General features: G+C 45.8%; 15 protein-coding genes. 6 read left to right on the forward strand and 9 right to left on the reverse strand.

The window, feature by feature from the left end; genetic code table 11:
* Nucleotides 1-24 precede the first annotated feature (24 nt).
* On the reverse strand, nucleotides 25-1,980 hold the full coding sequence (locus G395_RS0114775) for an ABC-F family ATP-binding cassette domain-containing protein (protein ID WP_026630759.1): 1,956 nt from the start codon (nucleotides 1,978-1,980) through the stop codon (nucleotides 25-27).
* Nucleotides 1,981-2,088: 108 nt separating this feature from the next.
* On the opposite strand from G395_RS0114775, the gene G395_RS0114780 reads away from it, so the two are divergent.
* The 5 genes from G395_RS0114780 to G395_RS0114800 all read left to right on the forward strand — a co-directional run bounded on the left by G395_RS0114780 (nucleotide 2,089) and on the right by G395_RS0114800 (nucleotide 10,007).
* On the forward strand, nucleotides 2,089-2,667 hold the full coding sequence (locus tag G395_RS0114780) for a precorrin-2 dehydrogenase/sirohydrochlorin ferrochelatase family protein (protein ID WP_026630760.1): 579 nt from the start codon (nucleotides 2,089-2,091) through the stop codon (nucleotides 2,665-2,667).
* Nucleotides 2,668-2,861: 194 nt separating this feature from the next.
* Nucleotides 2,862-6,218, forward strand: a complete 3,357-nt coding sequence (locus G395_RS0114785) for a SusC/RagA family TonB-linked outer membrane protein (protein ID WP_026630761.1) — start codon at nucleotides 2,862-2,864, stop codon at nucleotides 6,216-6,218.
* Nucleotides 6,219-6,262: 44 nt separating this feature from the next.
* Nucleotides 6,263-7,735, forward strand: a complete 1,473-nt coding sequence (locus G395_RS0114790; RefSeq protein WP_026630762.1) for a RagB/SusD family nutrient uptake outer membrane protein — start codon at nucleotides 6,263-6,265, stop codon at nucleotides 7,733-7,735.
* Between the two features lie 18 nt (nucleotides 7,736-7,753).
* The gene (locus G395_RS0114795; RefSeq protein WP_084439630.1) at nucleotides 7,754-8,680 is read left to right on the forward strand and encodes a zinc-binding metallopeptidase; all 927 of its coding nucleotides are present in this window, start codon (nucleotides 7,754-7,756) and stop codon (nucleotides 8,678-8,680) included.
* A gap of 22 nt (nucleotides 8,681-8,702) precedes the next feature.
* Nucleotides 8,703-10,007: a DUF4302 domain-containing protein gene (locus G395_RS0114800; RefSeq protein WP_026630764.1), complete on the forward strand. Its 1,305-nt coding sequence runs from the start codon at nucleotides 8,703-8,705 to the stop codon at nucleotides 10,005-10,007.
* A gap of 100 nt (nucleotides 10,008-10,107) precedes the next feature.
* On the opposite strand, the gene G395_RS0114805 is transcribed toward G395_RS0114800, so the two are convergent.
* From G395_RS0114805 to G395_RS0114820, 4 genes are all read right to left on the reverse strand, one after another.
* Nucleotides 10,108-11,484, reverse strand: a complete 1,377-nt coding sequence (locus G395_RS0114805) for a RagB/SusD family nutrient uptake outer membrane protein (protein WP_026630765.1) — start codon at nucleotides 11,482-11,484, stop codon at nucleotides 10,108-10,110.
* A gap of 29 nt (nucleotides 11,485-11,513) precedes the next feature.
* Nucleotides 11,514-14,606 carry a SusC/RagA family TonB-linked outer membrane protein gene (locus G395_RS0114810; protein WP_026630766.1) on the reverse strand — a complete coding sequence of 1,031 codons (3,093 nt, stop codon included), beginning with the start codon at nucleotides 14,604-14,606 and terminating at the stop codon, nucleotides 11,514-11,516.
* Between the two features lie 130 nt (nucleotides 14,607-14,736).
* Entirely contained in the window at nucleotides 14,737-15,513 is a 777-nt protein-coding gene (locus tag G395_RS0114815; RefSeq protein WP_026630767.1) for a glycosyltransferase family 2 protein, read from the reverse strand.
* The gene (locus G395_RS0114820; RefSeq protein WP_026630768.1) at nucleotides 15,506-16,759 is read right to left on the reverse strand and encodes a glycosyltransferase family 4 protein; all 1,254 of its coding nucleotides are present in this window, start codon (nucleotides 16,757-16,759) and stop codon (nucleotides 15,506-15,508) included. Before G395_RS0114820 ends, G395_RS0114815 begins: the two co-directional genes overlap by 8 nt.
* Before the next feature lie 135 nt (nucleotides 16,760-16,894).
* Here G395_RS0114820 and G395_RS0114825 point away from each other — a divergent pair, with 135 nt between their 5' ends.
* Nucleotides 16,895-17,803 carry a class I SAM-dependent methyltransferase gene (locus G395_RS0114825; protein ID WP_026630769.1) on the forward strand — a complete coding sequence of 303 codons (909 nt, stop codon included), beginning with the start codon at nucleotides 16,895-16,897 and terminating at the stop codon, nucleotides 17,801-17,803.
* Between the two features lie 72 nt (nucleotides 17,804-17,875).
* Here G395_RS0114825 and G395_RS0114830 read toward each other — a convergent pair whose 3' ends face one another.
* From G395_RS0114830 to G395_RS0114845, 4 genes are read right to left on the reverse strand one after another with little or no spacing between them, the layout of a single operon-like run.
* Nucleotides 17,876-18,682 (reverse strand): FkbM family methyltransferase, encoded by an 807-nt coding sequence (locus G395_RS0114830; RefSeq protein WP_026630770.1) that lies wholly within the window; start codon nucleotides 18,680-18,682, stop codon nucleotides 17,876-17,878.
* Between the two features lie 15 nt (nucleotides 18,683-18,697).
* On the reverse strand, nucleotides 18,698-19,600 hold the full coding sequence (locus tag G395_RS0114835) for a glycosyltransferase (protein WP_035361367.1): 903 nt from the start codon (nucleotides 19,598-19,600) through the stop codon (nucleotides 18,698-18,700).
* 2 nt (nucleotides 19,601-19,602) lie between these two features.
* A complete protein-coding gene (locus tag G395_RS0114840) occupies nucleotides 19,603-20,217 on the reverse strand; it encodes a class I SAM-dependent methyltransferase (protein ID WP_084439632.1) in 615 nt (204 codons plus the stop codon).
* Nucleotides 20,218-20,258: 41 nt separating this feature from the next.
* Nucleotides 20,259-21,779: a lipopolysaccharide biosynthesis protein gene (locus G395_RS0114845; RefSeq protein WP_026630773.1), complete on the reverse strand. Its 1,521-nt coding sequence runs from the start codon at nucleotides 21,777-21,779 to the stop codon at nucleotides 20,259-20,261.
* Nucleotides 21,780-21,878 lie beyond the last annotated feature (99 nt).

Consider the following 21,878-nt stretch of genomic DNA (forward strand, 5'->3'; position numbering starts at 1 on the left):
TTTCTGCTTTCATAACATTAAATCTCACTTCCCAGCCAGCGCATCCACTTCCAGCATCAGATTCTCCCAAGTCTCCGTGCTTTGATCCAGCTTCTGCTTAATGTCAGCATAGAAGCGGTTTAAGTCGGCAAGTGCTTTTGCATCATTGTAAATCTCTGGATTAGCGAGCTTTACTTCTGTTTCGGTCTTTTTAATTTCGAGATTGTTGATCGTTGATTCCAGCTCCTCGATCTGCTTCTGTGCTTTCTTTATTTTTTGAGAATCTTCGTTGGAAACGGGCTTGCCATTGTTTTTTGAAGCATTGCCGTTAGAAGCAGGTTGCTGAGACGCTTTTTGCGGAGGCGCGCTGCTAACCGTTGCTTTATCGCTCACCGCAGACTGCAATCCCCGCTCTTCCACCCACACTTCGTATTCATGATATGTTCCCGGATATTCCTTAATCTGGTGATCTTCAATGTACCAGATCTTGTTCGCAATGTTCTCAACAAAATATCTATCGTGGGAAACCACGATGTAACTGCCTTCATATTGCTGCAAAGCCTGGATCAAAATGTTCACCGACTGCATGTCCAAGTGGTTAGTAGGCTCATCGAGCAGCAGGAAGTTGGCTTGTGAAAGCAAAACCTTCGCTAAGGCAACCCGCGATTTTTCACCTCCCGAAAGGACCTTAATCTTCTTGAAAACATCATCGCCTGAGAAAAGAAAACAGCCTAGAACGGTCCTTAACTCCGTCTCCGTTTTGTTAGGATTAGCATATTTGAGCTCTTCAATGAGGTTATGGTTCACATTCAGCGATTCCAGCTGGTGCTGTGCATAGAATGTAAAAGAAACATTGTGCCCTAATCTTCTTTTTCCTTCAATCGGCTCTGTTCCAGCCACAACACGCAGCACGGTTGACTTTCCGCGTCCGTTTGCTCCGATCAACGCGATCTTATCGCCGCGTTCCATGCTAATGTTGGTGCCGTCCAGAATAACCTTATCACCATAAGCCTTAGAAGCATCTTCTAATTGAAAAACGTGTCTTCCAGGTTGCGTAGTAAACTGAAAACGGAAATGCACTTTCGCATTCTCGTCGATCACCTGGTCCACAACCTCCATTTTATCCAATGCCTTCACACGGCTCTGAACCTGACGCGATTTGGTTGCTTTGGCTTTAAAACGCTCGATAAAACGTTCGGTCTGGCGAATTTTGGCCTGCTGATTTTCATAAGCACCACGCTGAATTTCGTTGCGCTCTTCTTTTTCCTCCATATAGTAGGAATAGTTTCCGGCGTAGTAATTCAGCTTTCCATTGGCAACTTCAACCGTTGTATCAATGGTGTTATCCAAAAATTGCCTGTCGTGGGAAACCACGATCACAGCGCCTTCGTAACTCTGAACATATTTCTCAACCCACTGAATAGAAGGTAAGTCCAAGTGGTTGGTTGGCTCATCGAGCATGAGTAATGATGGTTTTTGCAAAAGCAACTTTGCCAGCATCACCCGCATTCTCCAACCCCCGGAAAACAATTTCAATGGTCTGTGTAAATCATCTGTAACAAAACCCAAGCCTTCCAGGATCGCTTCTGCCTTGGATTGAATGGTGTAACCGTCCAATGCTTCAAATTCTTCCTGAACCCGAGCCAGCTTATCTACCAGTGCATCCGTATAATTGTGCTCCATGTCGTGCAGGATCTTGTCCATCTGGATCTGCAACACATTCTGCCGTTCAAAAGCCTGCATGGCCACGGACAAAATGGAATCATCACTCTGGTAAGAAAGCAAATCCTGGTTTAGGAAACCGATGGTACAGTCGCCCGATTTGGAGATATTTCCGCCATCCGGCTGAAATTCCCCGTTTATCATTCTAAGCAATGTTGACTTTCCTGTGCCATTCAGACCGATAAGGCCGATTTTTTGTTTGGGCTTGATATGCAGCGAAGCACTATCGTAGAGTGCCCGGTCGCCAAGAAAGTAACTGAGGTTGGTAATCGCGATCATGCCGCAAAGGTACGGGGAAAGTGGGAGATAGAAAAAGTGGATTTGTTGGAATAGTTATAAAAGCCAGTGCATAACGACGTTATTGTCAGATTTAATGTAAATTTGAACATGAACAATCTCTTCCCGATCTTCCTTAAACTTGAAAACCTGCATACGCTTATCGTGGGTGGAGGATATGTGGGACTTGAAAAAATCACAGCGGTGCTGGACAATTCGCCCCTCGCCAATGTTACGCTGGTTTCTCCCGACATCCGCCAGGAAATACGCGATATAGCAAGCCTGAATTCCCGGATAAGTTTAATTGAACGCAGGTTTGAGGATGCGGATCTTGACACGAAAGACATGGTTATTGTCGCAACCAATGATAAGCTGAAAAACGCCCGGATCGCCGGCGTAGCCAGGTCGCGGAACATGCTTGTCAATGTAGCCGATACGCCCGCGATCTGCGATTTTTATCTGTCTTCGGTGGTGAGGAAAGGGAATTTGAAAGTGGCGATTTCCACAAATGGAATGTCCCCGACGCTCGCCAAGCGTTTGAAAGAGGTTTTAGGGGAAGCGTTGCCAGATAATCTGGAAACGGCAATGGAACAATTAAAGGCTGTCAGGGATATGTTGAAGGGCGATTTTGCCTATAAAGTTGACGAATTGAACCGCATTACTTCCGTTTTGACAGAGAAAAAAAATTAGTCAAAAAAACGCCCAAAACGCCCGGTTACATCACAATAAATTTGAGTACAGAAAGTTTTATTAATTGCAAAGCGAAAGTTTAGCGCCACCCCTCCATATCGTTCCGTTTTTCTGCGTATTATTGAGATAATTAATCATTAAATCCGTCCTGGCGGAAACCCATTAATTTGCGTTAGACTTATACTTTGTTCTATATGAATGTTCTCTATCGGATCAGTGGCCTGAGTCGGCTTTCATTTTTGCTTGCATTCTTCGTTTTCCTTTCCAGTTCAGTTTCTGTTTTTTCAAATACAATATCCACTGCGGATATTGACATCAAGGGGGTTGTAAAAAGCTCTACCGGTGAAACGCTTGTTGGGTCCACTGTCAGGGTGAAAGGAACGCAAAAAGGCACGGTAACGAACGAAAAAGGTGAGTTTGTGCTCCAAGGAGTGAATGAGAGTGCCACGCTAGTGGTAACAATGATCGGATTTTTGCCCAAAGAAGTTAAAGCTGCGAGAAGTGTTTCTATCGAACTCGCCGAGGATGCAGTGGGGTTACAGGATGTAGTAGTAACTGGTTTTCAGCAAATTGATAAAAATAAATTTACAGGATCGGCTGTAACATTAAAAACGGACGATGTCAAGATCGACGGTCTGCCCGATGTTAGCCGGATGCTCGAAGGACGTGCAGCAGGTGTTTCTGTCCAAAACGTTTCAGGAACATTCGGCGCTGCGCCCAAAGTGCGGATTCGCGGCGCAACTTCCTTAAATGGCGATAACAAGCCATTATGGGTGATTGACGGTGTCGTGCAGGAAGATATTGTGAACATTTCCAATGATCAGCTTTCAAGCGGCGATCCTACAACATTGCTAGGTTCCGCAGTGGCAGGGGTTAACCCGGCTGATATTGAGACGTTTGATATTCTTAAAGACGCTGCTGCCGCCGCGCTCTATGGTGCGCGAGCCATGAATGGCGTAATCGTGATCACTACGAAAAAAGGAAAAAGCGGCAAGCCTGTCATTACGTATTCCGGGAATTTCAGCACGCAGCTGACTCCCAGTTACAGGAATTTCAACATTATGAACTCCGCTCAGCAAATGTCCGTGCTGGGTGAGCTCGAAAGAAAAGGCTTCCTTACTTCCAGCGTCCTGTCCAAACCCGATTATGGTGTTTATGGCAAATATTACAATTCCCTCGCGGGCGACGATCAGGGAAATTTTCCCCTTGCCAATACGCAGGAAGCGAAGCGAAATTTCTTGCTGGGATACGCCCGGACCAATACCGACTGGTTTGATGTCCTTTTCAAGCAAAACTTCATTCAGGAACATTCCGTAAGCGTTTCATTTGGGACGGACAAATCACAATCTTATGTATCAACCAGTTATCTTGATGATAATGGTTGGACAATTGCTGATAAGGTCAAGCGATACACATTAAACTTTAAAAACAATTACCAGCTTTCACCGAAAATTACGCTTGGGCTGCTGACGCTTGCTTCCGTAAGAAGACAGGAAGCGCCTGGTTCGCTGAGCCGTAGAAGCAATCCGGTCGAAGGCAAGTTTGACAGGGATTTCGACATTAATCCTTTCAGCTATGCGCTCAATACGAGCAGGACGCTGACTGCATATGACGAAAATGGAAACCTCGAATTTTTCAGAAGAAACTTCGCACCATTTAACATTGTATCGGAGCTGGAAAACAACCGGATCAAGATTAATCTGGCCGATATCAAATTGCAGGGTGATTTTTCTTATAAAATCACGGATAACATTACCTATGATTTTATAGGTGCGCTGCGCTACATTCAAACGGGCCGTGAGCACATTATCACCGAAAATTCCAATATGGCCAATGCATATCGCGCGGCGGATAACTCGACGATTGCATTAGCAAACAAATATCTCTACACCGATCCCGATGTGCCCAATGCATATCCTGTGGTTGTGCTCCCCAGCGGTGGTTTCTACAACCGGAACGAGGATCAGATGTTGTTTTATAACATTCGTAACAACATTAGATACAATAAAAATTTTAATGAACGGCACGCTGTCAATGTGCTGGCAGGGCAGGAAATTAAATATACTAACCGGCAAAATTCCAATAACACCGGTTATGGCTTTCAATATGGGCAGGGTGGGACGCCGTTTGTGGATTACCGGATCTTGAAACAGACCATTGAAGCCAATTTCCAATATTACGGCATGCGGATGGATTACGAGCGTTTCGCCGCATTTTACGGAAGCGCCGGTTATACATTAGACGACAAGTACAATTTCACAGGTTATGTCCGCTACGACGGTTCCAACGGCTTCGGAAAGTCGGCCATAGCGCGCTGGCTGCCAACGTACACCGTAGCAGGTTCCTGGAATTTTGACCGTGAGAATTTTATAAAAAGGTTTAAATGGCTCAGTATGGGTCGGTTGCGCGCGAGTTATGGACTTTCTGCGGACACAGGCCCGGCGACCAACTCAGCAGCATTGTTCCAGAGCATCATTACCAGACGTCCTTACAATGATGAAAAAGAGTCTGCTATACAGCTTGCTTCTCTCGAAAACACAGAGCTGACCTGGGAGAAGCTTTACAGCGGAAACCTGGGATTGGATCTTGGGTTTCTGGCTAATCGCATTAACCTGAGCGTGGACGGTTACATTCGAAACAGCTTTGACCTGATCGATCAAATCAAGACGTCGGGGATCGGAGGGCAGATTTACAAAGTGGCCAACTACGCCGATATGCAATCCTATGGCGTGGATTTTTCTTTGGATGGGGTTTTATTTAAAAACAAAGACTGGGATTTCCGCTCGCGTGTGACCGTGGGTTATGCCCGCACGCAGATCACGAATGTGGATAACAGCCCCGGCATTTTTGATCTTGTCAAAGCAGAAGGCGCCAATGTAAAAGGAAAGCCGGTTCGGAGCTTATTTTCTATCAAATATGACGCACTGAATCCGACAACAGGCGTTCCTATCTTTTTGAACGAAAATGGGGAAGTGAGTTCGGATGTTTACCTGCAAGATCAGAATGTGGGTTACCTCAAATATGAAGGGCCGGTAGATCCACCATTTACAGGTGGTTTTAATAACACATTAACTTATAAGGATCTGTCGCTGAACGTGTTTCTAACGTATCAGGCCGGCAACAAAATCCGTCTTAACCCGCTTTACAAGGACACATTTAGCGATTTGGATGCCATGCCGAGGGAATTCCTGGATCGGTGGGTTATGGCAGGTGATGAAAGCGTAACAACTGTTCCGTCCATCAGCGATATGCTTGAAAAGCAATATCTGTCAGGAACATATCCCTATAACATCTATAATTATTCAACCGAGCGCGTTGCCAGAGGGGATTTTATCAGATTGAAATCTGTCTCACTGGCATATAAAGTGCCGTTGGTGGTTGCTGCAAGATACGGTTTCAAAGGAGCGAGCATTCAGCTTTCGTCTATCAATCCATGGTTGATTTATGCGGATAAAAAATTGAAAGGACAGGATCCTGAGTTTTTCAACTCGGGTGGTGTGGCCCAGCCGATCCAGAAGCAATTCACGGTGGCGCTCAAACTGACATTATGATCGTGAAGGGGGTAATCAGTATGGATGATTTTAAGTTTTTGAATATGAACAAGACTAAAATTTTTAAAAAGATACTTTTCGTTCTGCCGCTCTTCATGCTGGCGGGTTGCGAAGAATTTCTTTCAACAGAACCGGATAGTACCAGGGCCACGATCAACACGCCGCAACAGGTTTCTCAGTTGCTCACGACAGCCTACCCGCAAGGAGGTTATGTTGTTTTTGCGGAGTCAATGAGCGATAATGTTGCAGACAAGGGCATTGGAGAAGATGATAAGACGAACCGCGCATCTTTTCTTTTTGAAGAAGTAGAGGCCACGGTCGATGAACAGGATTCTCCCGACCAATACTGGGCGGAATGTTACCGCGCCATTTCTGTTGCTAATCAGGCGCTGGACATTATCAGCAAATCTTCAAATCCGTCGCAGTATGATGCCCAGCGGGGTGAAGCATTGGTTGCGCGCGCTTATGCACATTTCATGCTGGTCAATTTTTTCAGCAAATTTTTCGATCCCAGTCAGCCGAATACAGAGCCGGGCGTCCCGTATGTTACTGAGCCAGAAACGGTTGTTTTGAAAAAATATGAAAGAGGTACAGTTTCCGGTGTATATCAGAAAATTGAGCAGGATTTGATTGAAGGTTTGCCGTTGATCAGTGACGGCTCATACACCGTTCCGAAATACCATTTCAACCGGGCAGCAGCGAATGCATTTGCAGCGCGTTTTTATCTGGTAAAAAGGGATTATCCCAAAGTGGTGCAGTATGCAAATGCCGTTTTTCCGGGCAGCAGCATTGTGGATAACCTCCGCCCCTGGAACACAACCTATTCTAGTCTTTCACCACAGGAACTTTACAACACTTATTCAAGGGCAAGTCAAAATGCAAACCTGATGCTCGTTGAAACCGCTTCCCTTTTCGGAAGACATGTTGCGCGTTATCGTTTTGGAATGAATTTCCAGAAATGGCAGGAAATTTCAGAAAGTGAGAATATTATCAATAATTCGCCGGGATGGTCTTATCCATTGTATTCCCAGGGAGATAACAATTATCTGATCCCTAAACTGAATGAGTATTTTGTAAGAGAATCCGTCAATGCGGAAATCGGGCAGCCTTATGTCATGTTGCCGGTTTTCACGGCGGAGGAAGTGCTTTTCAACCGCGCCGAGGCCAATGCATTCCTGGGAAATACCGCCGCGTCATTGGCCGATCTGAATTTATTTGTGAGCAAGCGTGTCGGTGGCTATCAGCCTGATAAGCATACTGTTACAGCCGCGAGTATCCGCCGGTTTTTTGGGCCGGGGAGTCTCAGGGACGGGATTATCAATACAATCTTGTCTTTCAAACGTGTTGAGTTCGTTCAGGAAGGCATGCGCTGGTTCGATTTGCAGCGTTATGCGCTGCCCGTGACCCATCAAACGGTTAATGGCGGCACGCTCACGGTTCAGGCCAATGATCCGAGACGAATTTTACAAATTCCACAATCCGCTACATTGGCAGGCATTGAACAAAACAAGCGTTGATCCTTAGCATTTAATGATATGATGATAAAACAATTACATAAATTATTCTTCGCAGCATTGTTCCTGACGGTGGGACTAAGCAGCTGCAAAGAGGAAGAGATCGGGGAGGTGGAAGACATTCCCGGCCTCGGAGGTGACGAATGGGTGCAGGGGCCAATCGATAAATGGATCCTGGACAGTCTTGTGACACCTTATAACATTTCGGCCAAGTACAAATGGGACCAGTTTGAATTTGGTAACATCACCAAAACGCTCGTTCCGCCGGACGAGTCACAAGTTGTCCCGCTGCTGAGCACCATTAAAAAAGCCTGGACTGTGCCGTATGTGCAGGAAGCAGGGAAAGTTTTTTATAACAAATTTTCGCCCAAATTCTTCATTCTATCCGGCAGTAACGAGTATAATGCAGAAGGGTCGATCACGCTCGGAACGGCCGAGGGCGGCCGTAAGGTTGTATTGTTTGGGGTGAATCTTTTCAAGATAAAAGGAATGGCCGGATATGATGCGGCCCGGGATTCGTCCTTTGTGAAAGACTGGTTTTTACATACCATCCATCATGAATTTGGTCACATTTTGCATCAGACTGTTCTTTACCCGGTTGAATATAAGGCTGTTTCAAGATCATTATATCAAGGCGGAAACTGGATCAACTGGTCGGATAATGATGCGCGCCGGGATGGCTTCATTACGGCTTACAGTTCGCTGAACTTCGATGAGGATTTTGTGGAAATGATCGCCATGATGCTGACGGAAGGAAAAGCCGGTTTTGACAAAATTGTAAATGCTATTCCCGAAGGCACAAGCCCGCGGGGAACGACCAAAGCGCAGGCGCAAGCGGCATTAAGACAAAAGGAAGCGATCGTGGTCGCTTATTATAAAAACACCTGGAAAATTGACTTTTATAGCCTGCAAAACAGGGTTAGGGGATCAATGAACAAGCTTTTTTAATTGTATTTCAAAATATTTCCGGATGAAAAAATCCATTTTATATCTGCTGTTTTTATGCGTCTCTCTCACGGCTTGTGAAAATAACGACGACACATTGTTTGAAGAAACAGCCGATGCGCGACTGAACGCAGCGCTGACATCCTACGAAAAGCAACTTGTGGAGTCGCCATATGGCTGGAATGCAGTTATTTACCCTGGCGGTGGCGGGACTTACGGTTTTCATTTCAAATTCGATGCTAAGAACCGCGTCACCATGTACTCCGATTTTTCCGATGAGTCTGCTGCCAAACCAAAGGAAAGCAGTTACCGCCTGAAAGCAGTGCAAACGCCGGTTCTGATCTTTGATACCTATTCCTATCTCCACATTCTGTCTGATCCGGACGAGGAGGTAAATGGCGGTGTGCGCGGTGACGGGCTGTTGTCTGATTTCGAGTTCAGCATCTTCCCGGATTCGGTTAAAGCGGAATCGATTACGCTTGTTGGCAGGAAAAATAACAGCAGAATGGTTTTAACCAAAGCAACCCAGGCGCAGGCAGCATCATATGTGGCGGGTAATCTGGCAAAAGGCGCTTTGTTCAACAATATCACAAAGTATCAGGCCTATTTTAAAAGGGTCACTTTGGGAAATGTAACTTATGAAATCACATTAAGCCCAAGTACGCGAACCATTAAGATGACGTGGCTGGATGGAAACATACCGAAAGTTTTTACCAGCAATTATTACTTTACAGAGGCAGGCGTGGCATTTGCTTCGCCATTGGTCAATGGTTCACAAACGATCAACGGCTTTACAAATGTAACATGGAATGCCAATGCGGGCCAGGTCGGGGTTACCGGGGCTGGTTTAAAAGGAACCGTAGTAAGTGCCACCAAGCCGCTATCCGTGGATCTGGCGGCGTCCAGAAGATGGTGGCAAGAGCCGATTGAATCGGGCGGAGACTGGCGTTCACTGCAAGGATTTCATGTAAATGGGGTCGACGACGCATTTAAAATACAAGACTTGAAGGAAGGTGGAGCGCAATACGCTTTTGTCATTTACCAGCCTGGATATGGTGCAACTTATGACCTTTTCGGTCCGATATTTTTTGAAGATGATGCGCTAAGACTTATTTACGGTTTTGCGCCCGCTACACCGACTTTTGCCAGCGATGGTCGTATCATTTTTCGCGAAGCAGGAACGTTCGACAAAGTTCCTACGACGGGGCCCGCAGTAGAAACTGCTAAGTTGCTATATGAACCGAGCGGCTATTATCTTATCCAGACTTCTTCATCAACGTATGATATGGTCAGCGCAAAGGATGCCAAATCCTGGATCAGCTGGCAGTAATGACATCATACATTTGTTTTTGTATAAGGCACTAAAAAAAACCACTTCCAGGCAGAAGTGGTTTTTTTATTATTCCTGAAGTCACCTTTTGTTAAATCCCTTAATTATAACCCTCATTCTGAACCAGTTTCTGGTTTACATCGATCTCCCGTTGCGGGACAGGGAAGATCAGTCTTGGAGAGTTATAGGGGATTGTGCTGATGTTTTGCTTATTCCGTTTTGCATCATGGAGCGCCAGGCCTTCAAAAGCGAGTTCTAAGTGGCGCTCTTTCAGGATGGAAGCCAGTGTTACAGCCGTTGTCGCTTTCAGTCCGGCTCTGGCCCTGATGCGGTTAATGTCGGCTAGCGGCGTCGCCCCTACGACAGTTCCGAGCCGAAAATTTGCTTCTGCGCGTGTGAGATACATTTCGGCCAAGCGGAACTGCAATACATTACCCAAATTATCAAGATGCTTTTGCGTATATGTATTGTTGGTTGGCGTCAGGAAAAATTCGCCGCGCTTGTCGCCTGCTTCATAAAGTGCCCTGTGCTTATTCAAAATACGGATATCACCGCGTCCGCCCGTTCCCGGAATGTCATCAATGGTAGTTCCGAAAAATGTATTCAAATCATTTACACCGTCCTGTTGTGTCACAATCATCGCGAAAATATATTCAGCAGGATTGGCGCCACCATTGTTTAAGAAGGTGTAGAATAGTGATTCAAAGTCGCTGTTCAGGGTGTATTTGCCCGATGAAATAACCGTATTAGCCTCATCGCGCGCCAAAGCGAAATTGCTTTGCTGTAAATAAACCCTCGAGAGCTGAGCCGATGCGGCGTATTTTGTCGCGTAAATGGTGTTGGATTCGGGAAGCAGCGATTTTGCTGCATTCAAATCTTCCAAAACCTGCGCATACACTTCGGCCACTGAGTTTCTCGCCAGTTTATCTTCCTCAGTCACAACGCGTGTTGGTTTGAGTACGAGCGGAACGCCGGGATTTGTTGCGTTATCGCCGTCGCCCCAGGTTTTAGCATACAATCTTACAAGGTCGAAATACAACGAACCACGGATAAATCTCGCTTCGCCTTCGATGCGTGCCCGCTTTTCTTCGTCCACAATGCTTAGCGCTGACAGCACATTGTTGCAGCGGTTGATCGCGATATAGGAGTCGCGCCAGATCAATTCGGCAGTTAAATTTTGTGTAGTAAGCTGTCTGGCAGATATTTCGAGCATATTCCTGAATGTCCCGCCGAAGGCGATCTCATCATTGTTGCCCAGAAGCTCAGAGGCGTATTGAAAAGCACCACCATAAACGTCAACATCCTGCAAAGCGTCGTAACAGCCGATCAGCGTCACTTCTACGTCTTTCGATGTGCTTAATGCTGCCGTTTCGTCGATACTTTGTGTTGGGTCAACGTCTAGTTTGCTATCGCAGGCACTCGTGAAAAACAAACCGGCGGCTAATGCCACATTATATATGAATATTTTCCTTTTCATGATTTTTTAGAATAAATGGCTGAATGCAATTAGAAACCAATGTTAACACCGAAGAGCAACGTGCGTGGCTGAGGCGGTGTGTAGAAGTCGTTTCCAAGTGCGAATTTCAAATCTCTTACGGGAATGTCATCGGTGCTTACTTCGGGGTCCCAGCCTTTGTAATTGGTCCAGGTGGCCAGGTTCATGGCGGATACATACACACGGACACGGTCCATCTTGATCCTGCTCACAATGCTGGATGGTAAATTGTATCCCAATGTCATGGTTCGCAAGCGTAAGTATGAGCCATCATAAATGTAACGCGTAGATGCCTGGTTACCATTTCCTTTGTAAAAACGCGCCTCCGGTACATTTGTATCGGTGTTTTGCGGAGTCCAGGAATTGAGCTGATCCACTGTCTGGTTGTCTTCATAGATGCCGTTGGCCGAAGCATATTGGCCAACACCATAAAAATTGATTTTATTTCCGGCAACACCATTCAGAAAAACCGTCAGGTCTAATCCTTTGTAAGAGAATGTGTTGGTGATCCCGCCTACGAATTTCGGGTTTGGATTACCTGCAACCACCCGACGTGCGCTGTTGTAGGAAGAGGTTGTTGATCTGTCAACGTTGCCATTGGCTTCTTCCGTGTTTTTGTAGAATAGCGCATCGCCGTTTGCTTTGTCCACACCGGCATATTCTACGGTATAAAACACACCCACAGCCTCACCTTCCATCACCCGGCTCATATTGGAAATCCCGCCTTCAATGATTTGTTTCTGGATGTTTGTGACCTTGTTCTTGTTATTGGCAATGTTAAATGAAGTGCTCCATTTGAATGCACCCACAATGTTCTGTGTATTCAGCACGAATTCAAAACCTTTGTTTTCCAGCTTTCCGACATTGGCAACCTGGATAGCAAAGCCCGAAGTTGCAGGAACATTCACTTCCAGTAACAGACCATTGGTTTTTTTGATATAATAATCAATTTCACCATTGATACGGTTGTTGAACAAGCCGAAATCAAGACCTATATCAGCCTGCTTCGTTGTTTCCCATTTCAAATTAGGGTTAGCCAGCTGTGAAGGACGCTGTCCGGCTGCTCCGCCATAACCAGCATCTCCTGAGAACAGACCGAGTTGCGGGAAATCACCGATCTCCGAGTTACCTGTGGAACCATAGCTTCCTCTCAGTTTAAGGAAGCTCAGCGTATTATTTTCTTTCAAAAAGTTCTCCTCCGTCAGCACCCAGCCTGCGGATACAGAAGGGAAAAACCCATAACGTGAATTCGCGCCGAATCGCGAAGAACCGTCGATACGTGCGCTGGCAGCCAGCAGATATCTTTCAGATAACTTATAATTGAAGCGTAAGAAGTAGGATAGGAAACGATAATTGGTCTCGGTAGAACTTCCGTCCGACTTCGTGGCCGCACTCGCGATCTTTTTGTATGAGTTGGAGGGAAACTGCGTTCCTTCAATGAAGTTCTCTTTCGTTTGAGAATCCTGATAGGACATACCCAATGTTGCGCTAATGCTATGGATGTCAAATGCCTTATCAAAAGTGAAGAAATTGTTGGTATTGTAGTTGGTTACAAACGTGCCGAAGTTTTCGCCCAATCCATTCACCGCCTGATCTACATTGCGCAGGTTTTGGCTTTGGTAATAACTCTCTTCATTTTGATTCAATAAATCAACACCCAGCTCAGTCCGGAATTTCAGAAAAGGCAGAATGTTGATCTGTGCATAAGCATTGGTAAGGTTCCGGAATGATGTGGCCGTGAAGTTTGAATATTTAACCGAGATCATCGGGTTGAAATACAAGGGCAGGTTAACATCCCCCGGCGGCGTACCAATCGGCAAACCCGTTTCTGGATCTGTAAATGGGGTTAATGGCGTTAATGCAGACATTTGAAGCGGATTCGAGAATGAATTGTCTCCCGGCAAGCGCTTGTTCACCGTTCTCGCCAAACCCATTGATAGCCCGACCTGCAACCAGTTGGACGCCTGATGATCCAGGTTCATGCGGGTCGAAAGCCTGTCCAGCTCATTGCCGATGATGGTTCCTTTCTGATCCAGATATTGGCCTGAAAGGAAAAATTTCGTTTTATCATTTCCTCCATTCAGCTGGAAATCAAGCTGCTGCATGCCGCCTTTTGTGAAGGCCTGATCCTGCCAGGGGTAGTTCTTCTGCTGAGGTGTGTTGGCAGTTCCCAGGCTGTAACGGTTCAGGTTATCCAGGAAATAGGCCGTATTCGATTCCGGATCGCTGGGGTCGTATTCATCTATCCGGTCGCTGTTAAGGGCCGCGGCTGTGTAAAACCGGACGTATTCTTCTGCATTCAAAAATTGCACCCGTCGTGTTGCTTCCGAAGATCCCTGCTGATAATTGATACTAACATTGGTTTTTCCCGCCTTACCACGCTTGGTTGTGATCAAAACAACACCATTAGCAGCCCGGGAACCGTAAATAGAGCCCGCGGAAGCATCTTTCAGGATTTCTATGGATTCAATGTCGTTGGAATTAATGTCGGACAGCGGGTTGGTGGCACCACCTGTGCTGCTACTCAGATCGGACGTTGTAATGGGCATGCCATCCACCACATACAATGGCTGGCTGCTCGCGCTGATCGATGAATTTCCACGGATCCGGACATTGATCGCCTGGCCTAACTTGCCCGAGCCGCTATTGACATAAACACCCGCCGCACGTCCCTGCAACGCCGCATCCACGCTTGCAACAGGCATATTCTGTATTTCCGTGCCTTTCACCTGCGCAATGTTACCCGTCAGATCGCGCTTGATCTGTGATCCGAAACCCGTCACGACCACTTCGCTCAAACTGCGCGTATCGGTTGACAGTTTTACATCAATCACACTTCGGCTGCCGACAGTAACCTCCTGCGCAGTTAACCCCACAAAACTGAAAATGATAACAGAACTTGACGAAGGCGCGCTGATCGTGTAGTTTCCATCAGCGTCGGTTTGTGTTCCAATGGTCGATCCTTTGATCTGAACCGTTGCGCCCGGCAGCGGTGCCGCGTCGCTGTCCGTTGTAACTTTACCGGTAATCTGAACACTCTGCCCATAGACGGACATCCACGTGCTCAGCAAGCATAACATGGCTAATAGTAGATTTTTTTTCATGATTACTAGAAATAATTAGAATAGAAAACATCGAAACAAAAATATGGTTTTCAGTACAATAACAAAATATTGTAACTGGCGTGGTTCAGAAGTGACACTATTTATTCTTGTTCAAAAGAGGAGGAAACGCCTACCAATATTTGCCTTTAGACCGGGCAAACTGCGTTCCGCGCACAAAAATGCGGATATGATTATACAGAGATGCGGCCAGCCCGAAATGTTTTCGTAAAACATAAAATCGGTCAATTAGTGAACGGCGGTGATTTTGTACGGATAGCCCGCCAACCAGATAGCGGCAAAGTGGGTTTTCAATGAACTGAATCCGCTCCGCCCGCTTTAAACATTCAATTTCCCAATCAATGTCTGCGCTGAGATTGGTAATGTCATAGGGTGGGGCAATGGATTTTTTAGCGATAAATGCCTGATGGCAAACCTTCATACCCAATGCAAAGTCCTGCCATTTCAGTTTCCGGGGCAGCGAATGCGGTGTGAATTCGCTCCGCAGACCTATTTCAACGCCATTTTCCCGCACCAGCATTGCATCGCTATAATAGACATCAGCATCTGATCCGAATGCGGAAAAGAGGTTTTTCAGGACATTAGCATCATAAATTTCATCGCCTGCATTCAAAAACCACACATATTTTCCGCTGGCCAATGCAAGGCCTTTATTCATGGCATCATACAAACCGCGGTCAGGCTCTGAAACTATTTTGGATATAAATGAGTGTTTGTCAGCGATTTGCAGCGTACTATCTGTGGATTTCCCGTCAATGATCAGATATTCCACAGCTTCCGGAGCGGCCATGTTGCTCAGCGCGTGCCGGGCACTTTGGAGGGTGCGTTCAAGAAATGGTTCGGCATTGTATGTGATCGTAACGATCGTGAGCAGCGGGAAATCATTCATTTGCGAGCAGTGTGTGATATAATTGTTGGTATTGATCCGCTACGACGCGCTCGCTATACGTTTCCAAAACTTTGGAACGTGCCTTACCGGGTAATTCAGCATTGTTTTCAGGATTCAAAATCCACTCGATTCCTTCCGCAAGCGACTGTGCCGAGCCTTGCAATGCAATGTATCCGTTGACTTGATGGTCGATCATTTCGGGAATTCCGCCGGTGGCAAATCCGAGGGCCGGCGTGCCGCAGGACATAGCCTCCATGATCGTATTGGGTAAGTTGTCTTCCAGCGAAGGCACCACGATCATATCAGCCGCATTATAGGCTTCCACCATGGCATTAGGATCTGAAATTTTCCCCAGATAATGGACTGGCACAGGAAACGAAGCCATCAATTCAGGATTTGCTTTTCCGAGCACCAATATTTCGATATTGCTGGCCGGTAAGCCTTTTTCTTCTAAAGCCTGTCTAAAAAACGTAAAACCTTTTCGCGGATCACCAATGTTGGCGCCGGCAAATAGGATCAGCTTTTTTGATTCGGGCAGGTCGAGTTTTCTTCTGATAGCAAGTTTATCAAGCGGCCTGAACAATTCAGTATCAATGCAATTAGGAATATTCAGCGATCTGATTCCTTGGGTTAATGCAGCCTTTTTTACCAGATCATTCAGCCATTGGCTTGGAGAAGCCAGTGCCATTTGTGCATTCTTATAAATGGACTGTTTTCTTTCAAATTGTGCGAAAGAAATGTCGTATGCATCCGGTTTGGCCAGATAAGGGCAATATTGACAATGCGTCAGGAAGTTTTCGCAACCCCGGCTGTAATGACATCCGCCTGTAAATGTCCACATATCATGCAACGTCCAGACGATTGGTTTACCCAACGCAAAAAGCTTATCCAGCGAATCCAGGGACAGAAATCCGAAGTTAATCCAATGTAAATGAATGATATCTGCTTCCTGCACCCAGGGATTATTGCTGATATCGGCACCAATCTCAGCCGGCGAGAACGCAAATCGCACAGATGCATCGCGCTCCTGCGGATAAAAATAAAGCCTCTCGCCAACAAACCGCGCCCAGGCAAGTTTTGACTGCAATGCTGTGCTTGAAAGTCCGGAAACGCCTGGCTCTTCGGCCGATAAACCGGATACCAATAACCTCGATTCAGTGCCTGATTTCAGTAGCGCCCGGTGCAATCGCGTGGCTGCAACGCCTGCTCCTCCTTCCAGGTGAAAATTGCTGAGGTGAAGCACCATTTACTGCGATCGTTGTTTGAAAATTTTAAGAATTGAATGCCCTGCGATTCTAAGAGGGTAAAATTAAATAGTTCTGTGGTTAAATAAATTTTATGCTTAAAAGTATCTTTATCAAAAAATAGTAATCAAGGTAAAATGTCTACGGAAAAGCAAAGCCATGAGGCGCATTCAGGTTGGTATGAGGTGCAGTATGCTACTCAGGAGGCAAAAGCCAAGGCGATTGAAAACTGGGAGTACGACGAACAGTACAAAACGATCAATCACTGGATCCACCGCAGGCAGCTGGAATTAACTGCGCCATTTACCCTGGAAAATAAATCCTGGCTTACCATCGGCGATGGATATGGTTTCGACGCCAATTATTTCTTCCGCCAGGGCCTGGACACAACTGCCACCGACATTTCCGGCACCTTCCTGCCATTATCGCAAGCCAGAGGCTTTTTTAACCATTATTCCGTCGAGAATGTTGAGAAACTAAGCTTTGGCGATGACACTTACGATTACATTTTTTGCAAGGAAGCCTATCACCATTTTCCAAGGCCTTATCTGGGGGTTTATGAAATGCTGCGGGTTGCCAGGGAAGCCGTTATCCTGGTAGAGCCACATGATCCGATCTCAAAAATGCCGTTTTTGCTGGCATTAAGGAATATATTCGATCGTTTTGATACGAAGCTGCTTCAAAAATACTGGAAGAACCGCTATTCTTTCGAGGAAGTAGGTAACTACGTTTTCAAGCTATCGGAGCGGGAAATGGATAAACTAGCGAACGGAATGGGCCTGCCAGCCGTCGCATTCAAAGGCATTAATAACAACTATTACCACCCATCTTATGCCAAAGACAAAGCGGACGATTCGTCGGCTTCGTTCCGCAAGATCAAACGAAAACTGGCATTCCATAACTTCCTGACAAAATTCTCCCTCATGCCGTCACAAGTGTTATGCGCCGTGATTTTTAAGAAGTTACCTTCACCGAAAGTAATGGAAGCCATGGAAAAAGAAGGTTTCCAAATACACATTTTCCCACCGAATCCTTATGCTAGGTAATTTAGAGACTTTTTTGAGATCACAAATTGTGATCTCAAGTTTTCAGCGAAAGCTCAGCTATTTATTATGCCCTTACTCCCGCCAGCCGAAAATATTTAGCTGTAAATCCATTACGTCGTTGCCTCGGTAGCGGTAGTTGGTGAAGGGTTTGAGGCGGTGCTGATTGGTGTCGATGTAATAACGGAAGTTGTTTTCTTCGAAGATGCGGATGATTTCTGCCAGTCCCTGCGGATTGCCAATGTAGGAGTGGAATTCGACAAAAAGATTCTGAACATGGCTCAGGGCGTCGCGGCAGTCGTTGAGCACTTCTTTCTCAGCGCCTTCAATGTCTATTTTAAGAAAATCAATGTGCTTTTCGGCCAGGAGAAAGTCCTTTAAACGGATTGAAGCGATTTTTTTCTTTTCAGCATTGGAATAAATGGAGGAAGAATCTGCCGATTCGCTCCCAAACCAAATGCCCTGATCATCCATCCAGACGGCCTTATCAATGATCTTAACATCATTAATGTTATTATTCCTCAGGTTATCGCGAAGTAATGTTGCGATTTCAGGCTCTGCTTCGAAGGCCGTAATGCGTGATTTTGGAAAAAGCTTTTTGAAATATAAAACACTCATCCCCACATTGGCACCACAATCGAAAATGACCGGCTCTGGATTTTTTGATTCAAAATAATAGAACTCATCAGCAAAAATCTCCTTATGCTGCCAGAGGAATGACATTGTGTCGGGCACCATCAGTTTTGAATTTCCAAATTCAACCTGCGTCCGCGTATGCCTGCGACTGTTGCCATATTTCAATAGCAGACCCATAAACTCACGGTTGGTTGAGGTCCGCAGGGCGTTGAAAGGTTCTTTCAGTAGATAGCGCAGCCAATACATATAATTTCTGTTTCGTCAGATCCGGTATTTGATCCGGTTCTTGATCTTTAATGCGAGGGGAAGTTTGTAATAATCCGCAAATGCTTGAATGACTTGTTGATCCGGCTTAATGTTCGAGTTAATCTGAATCTTGCTGTCGCTCATTTCCGAGCCATAATAGCCCGTTTTAAATGTAAAATTCGTCCCGCTGCCGTCTGTGCCAATGTTCCTGATCTTCGAATGCACGGGATATACGCCGAATGCATCATTCAGAAACTGGCTGTAAGTCCAGCGGATCGCCCAGGAATCAATTACTTTTCGCTGCTGCTTTACCAGCATGGGCCAAAGATCTTCTCCGCCTGATTTAAACTGATTTCTTTTATTTTTATCCTTTTCCAGCTCGTCAAACGCTGTAACTTCCCAATCGGCCTTATTCCATTTGCTCAGCCAGGTTCCCCAGCCCCACGAACTTGCGCGCGGTGCGAGATAAAGGTCTTCCTTATAATGTGCCGGAAAAGAGATCGGCGGGCCGTAAGCCGTTACTGAAAAAACGTCTTTACGCGATTCGAATGCAGTTAACGCCTCATCCATAAAAACGAGGAAATCCGGTGCGGTAAGCATGTCGTCTTCAAGCACAATCACCTTTTCGAACTGGTTGAGCACTTCGGTAACGCCTCGGATCACAGATGCCGCCAGACCCTTATTTTGCTCTGAATGATTGATCTTAATGTGCTTGAAACCGGTGATTGAGGCTATATAAGTTCTTACTTCTGCAATTAATGGTTCGTCCAACCGGTTCCTCGGCCCATCCGAATAAATGATCAGTTCGCTTTCCTTTGCCAGCATATTCTGTTTTAGCGCCTCGATCGTTTGCTGCAAATGCGCAGGGCGATTGAAACAAAACAACACGATAGGGGCGAGGCTGGCGGGCAAACTCATTGTTAGCTTTTATAAGCATCGATGATCAAAGAAGTGTAACCCAGTTTTCCGCCAGCATTGCGGCTGTCGTGGTCTGCCGAGCGCCTGATCATGCCATCTTCCGGCTTCCAGGGGGACTTGTGAAATTGTCCTTCTTCATCAAAATATTCGAGCAATTTTACTGTAAAACCCACAGCTTCGAGTGAGCGCGACATGATTTGGTAATTATAAAGCAGCTTATGGTCATCTGCCCCGTTACCCGTGCCGCCGGGCTTTACATAATTGATGTATTCTTCGCTGGGATTAAAACCATCCGGAACCGCAACTCTCAGAAAACCACCGGGTTTCAAATAAGTATGGCAATGTTTGAATGCGAGCTGCCCTTCTTCCAGTGTCAAATGCTCCCAGACGTGCTCGGCCAGGATTTTATCAATTGAATTTTCGTTAAAATATTTTTGCCAATCACTTTCTTTCAGCAAGTTAAGTGTCTCAATATCAGAATGTATCCAGCCTTTGTAAAGCGAGTACATGCTTCCCACAACCATATTGACCGGTTTGGTCGGATCGTAAGTGGTCAATTGATATAAACTATATGGCTGTTTGAGAACGCCGGCAATTATTTTTTCCTTTAACGACATCAGAAATGGATCTGTTTTAATGCTTCAAAGATAGCGGTCTCTTATTTTATCCTCAGAATACTTGTCTTAATTAATTTCCAGCCACTTCCGAAGCCTGCCGAAATGTCCTCTGATACATTCCAGAGCAGGATTCCGCCACCAAAAATCACTGTAACAATAACCGAACGGGCCAGGATGATCATTATGGTGGAAATCAGCTCATCAGATTCGGGAAACGGCATGTAGCGAGCGACCAGATAGGCAACAGTCCCCAGCAATATTACCTTGAATGTTCCCAATGTAAAGGGTTGTATGCCAAGTTTTTGTCTGATAAAAAACAATTTGACAAAATTATAAATGACCGTGGAGAAGAGCGCCGCCGCAGCCGCACCATTGAAGCCGTAAAGCGGGATCAGGAACTGGCTGCTGAATAAGATCAGGATCGTGAAAAATAACATGAAAACAATGTCGTAGCGATAATATTTCGAATTGGTCAGGATTTCCGTGTTCAGGCCGGTCATCATATCCACAATGCGGGAAATACCGACCATTAACACAACCCATTTGCCTTGCGAGTAAATGTCTGATTTTGGGATAATGCCAAAAATAGCATCAATATTGGTCCATATTCCCAGGAACAGGAAGGAGCCGATAATGAAGAGGTTAAGGGAGGATTTTTTATAAATCGTGTCAATGTGCGCAATGTCGTTACGCGTATAAGCTTCTGAAATAATCGGCGCGCTGATCATCACAATGGCGTTTCTGGGAATGGAAATGACCAGTGCGATCCGCGAGGCAATGTCGAAAATGGCAGTGCTGCCCAGACCGCCTTTGAATGCGGGCAAAAGGACTTTTTCAATATGCGGAAGCAATGCGGCACTGGCCCCGCCAAGCAAAACCCAAAGCCCGTAACGATACATTTCCTTGAACGCCGGGTGTTTTACAAAGCCAAAATCCAGCCTGGTATAAAGGCGTTTTTGCAGGTGCAGATAGATCAGCATGGCCGCAATGGCAAGTCCGTAGCTCAGCACGGTAAGGTTCACCATCGTATCAAAAGTGATGATTTTATAACCAAACATGATGACGACCGCGCTGTTAAAAAGCCGCAACCCGACCTCGCGGATGAGGGAAGGGACTGCTATACGTAAATTAATTCGAGAATAAGATTCCAACGCCAGCAGATAAACCATACCCACAGTCAGCGGGATAAAAACGTAGTAATACTTGACCAGCATGGGAGAATGGTCAAGGTAAAATTTGAGGTAAAGCGGCTTGAAAAGCAGATATAGCGCCACAAAAGCTGCCAGCCCGACAAGCGGGGTGATAATAATGAATGTAAAAAGCTGTCTTCGGGACTCGTGGTCCTGGAACCGGCTATGAAAGCGCACGGCGACAGAAGGAACGCCCAAAAGGGCAAAAGACATATAAATAACAGGAAAAGTCAGCAGGGTGGAAGCGTACAAACCCAATTGCTCCTGGGTCAGAAATTGGTTGTAGAGGATGAGGATGTTAAAAATGCCGATGACAACCCCGACGTAAGAAACGATTGAACTTTTAAAACCCTGACGTACAATTATCCCCATGAAGGTGCAATGATTAACAAGGCAAAATTAAGACAAAAACCAGAAGATAGCCTAACCGCGCCGCCCGATTAGTTCCTCTGAATGTTTGTGATAACTTTG

It is taken from the genome of Dyadobacter alkalitolerans DSM 23607 (assembly GCF_000428845.1).
Taxonomy (GTDB): domain Bacteria; phylum Bacteroidota; class Bacteroidia; order Cytophagales; family Spirosomataceae; genus Dyadobacter; species Dyadobacter alkalitolerans.

Excerpts from the sequence above, each read along its gene's own strand:
- G395_RS0114830 (WP_026630770.1), bottom strand. The coding sequence starts at position 18,682 with ATGTATTGGCTGCGCTATCTACTGAAAGAACCTTTCAACGCCCTGCGG.
- G395_RS0114785 (WP_026630761.1), top strand. The coding sequence starts at position 2,862 with ATGAATGTTCTCTATCGGATCAGTGGCCTGAGTCGGCTTTCATTTTTG.
- G395_RS0114800 (WP_026630764.1), top strand. The coding sequence starts at position 8,703 with ATGAAAAAATCCATTTTATATCTGCTGTTTTTATGCGTCTCTCTCACG.
- G395_RS0114840 (WP_084439632.1), bottom strand. The coding sequence starts at position 20,217 with ATGTCGTTAAAGGAAAAAATAATTGCCGGCGTTCTCAAACAGCCATAT.
- G395_RS0114810 (WP_026630766.1), bottom strand. The coding sequence starts at position 14,606 with ATGAAAAAAAATCTACTATTAGCCATGTTATGCTTGCTGAGCACGTGG.
- G395_RS0114790 (WP_026630762.1), top strand. The coding sequence starts at position 6,263 with ATGAACAAGACTAAAATTTTTAAAAAGATACTTTTCGTTCTGCCGCTC.
- G395_RS0114780 (WP_026630760.1), top strand. The coding sequence starts at position 2,089 with ATGAACAATCTCTTCCCGATCTTCCTTAAACTTGAAAACCTGCATACG.
- G395_RS0114845 (WP_026630773.1), bottom strand. The coding sequence starts at position 21,779 with ATGGGGATAATTGTACGTCAGGGTTTTAAAAGTTCAATCGTTTCTTAC.
- G395_RS0114815 (WP_026630767.1), bottom strand. The coding sequence starts at position 15,513 with ATGAATGATTTCCCGCTGCTCACGATCGTTACGATCACATACAATGCC.
- G395_RS0114820 (WP_026630768.1), bottom strand. The coding sequence starts at position 16,759 with ATGGTGCTTCACCTCAGCAATTTTCACCTGGAAGGAGGAGCAGGCGTT.
- G395_RS0114805 (WP_026630765.1), bottom strand. The coding sequence starts at position 11,484 with ATGAAAAGGAAAATATTCATATATAATGTGGCATTAGCCGCCGGTTTG.
- G395_RS0114775 (WP_026630759.1), bottom strand. The coding sequence starts at position 1,980 with ATGATCGCGATTACCAACCTCAGTTACTTTCTTGGCGACCGGGCACTC.
- G395_RS0114795 (WP_084439630.1), top strand. The coding sequence starts at position 7,754 with ATGATGATAAAACAATTACATAAATTATTCTTCGCAGCATTGTTCCTG.
- G395_RS0114825 (WP_026630769.1), top strand. The coding sequence starts at position 16,895 with ATGTCTACGGAAAAGCAAAGCCATGAGGCGCATTCAGGTTGGTATGAG.
- G395_RS0114835 (WP_035361367.1), bottom strand. The coding sequence starts at position 19,600 with ATGAGTTTGCCCGCCAGCCTCGCCCCTATCGTGTTGTTTTGTTTCAAT.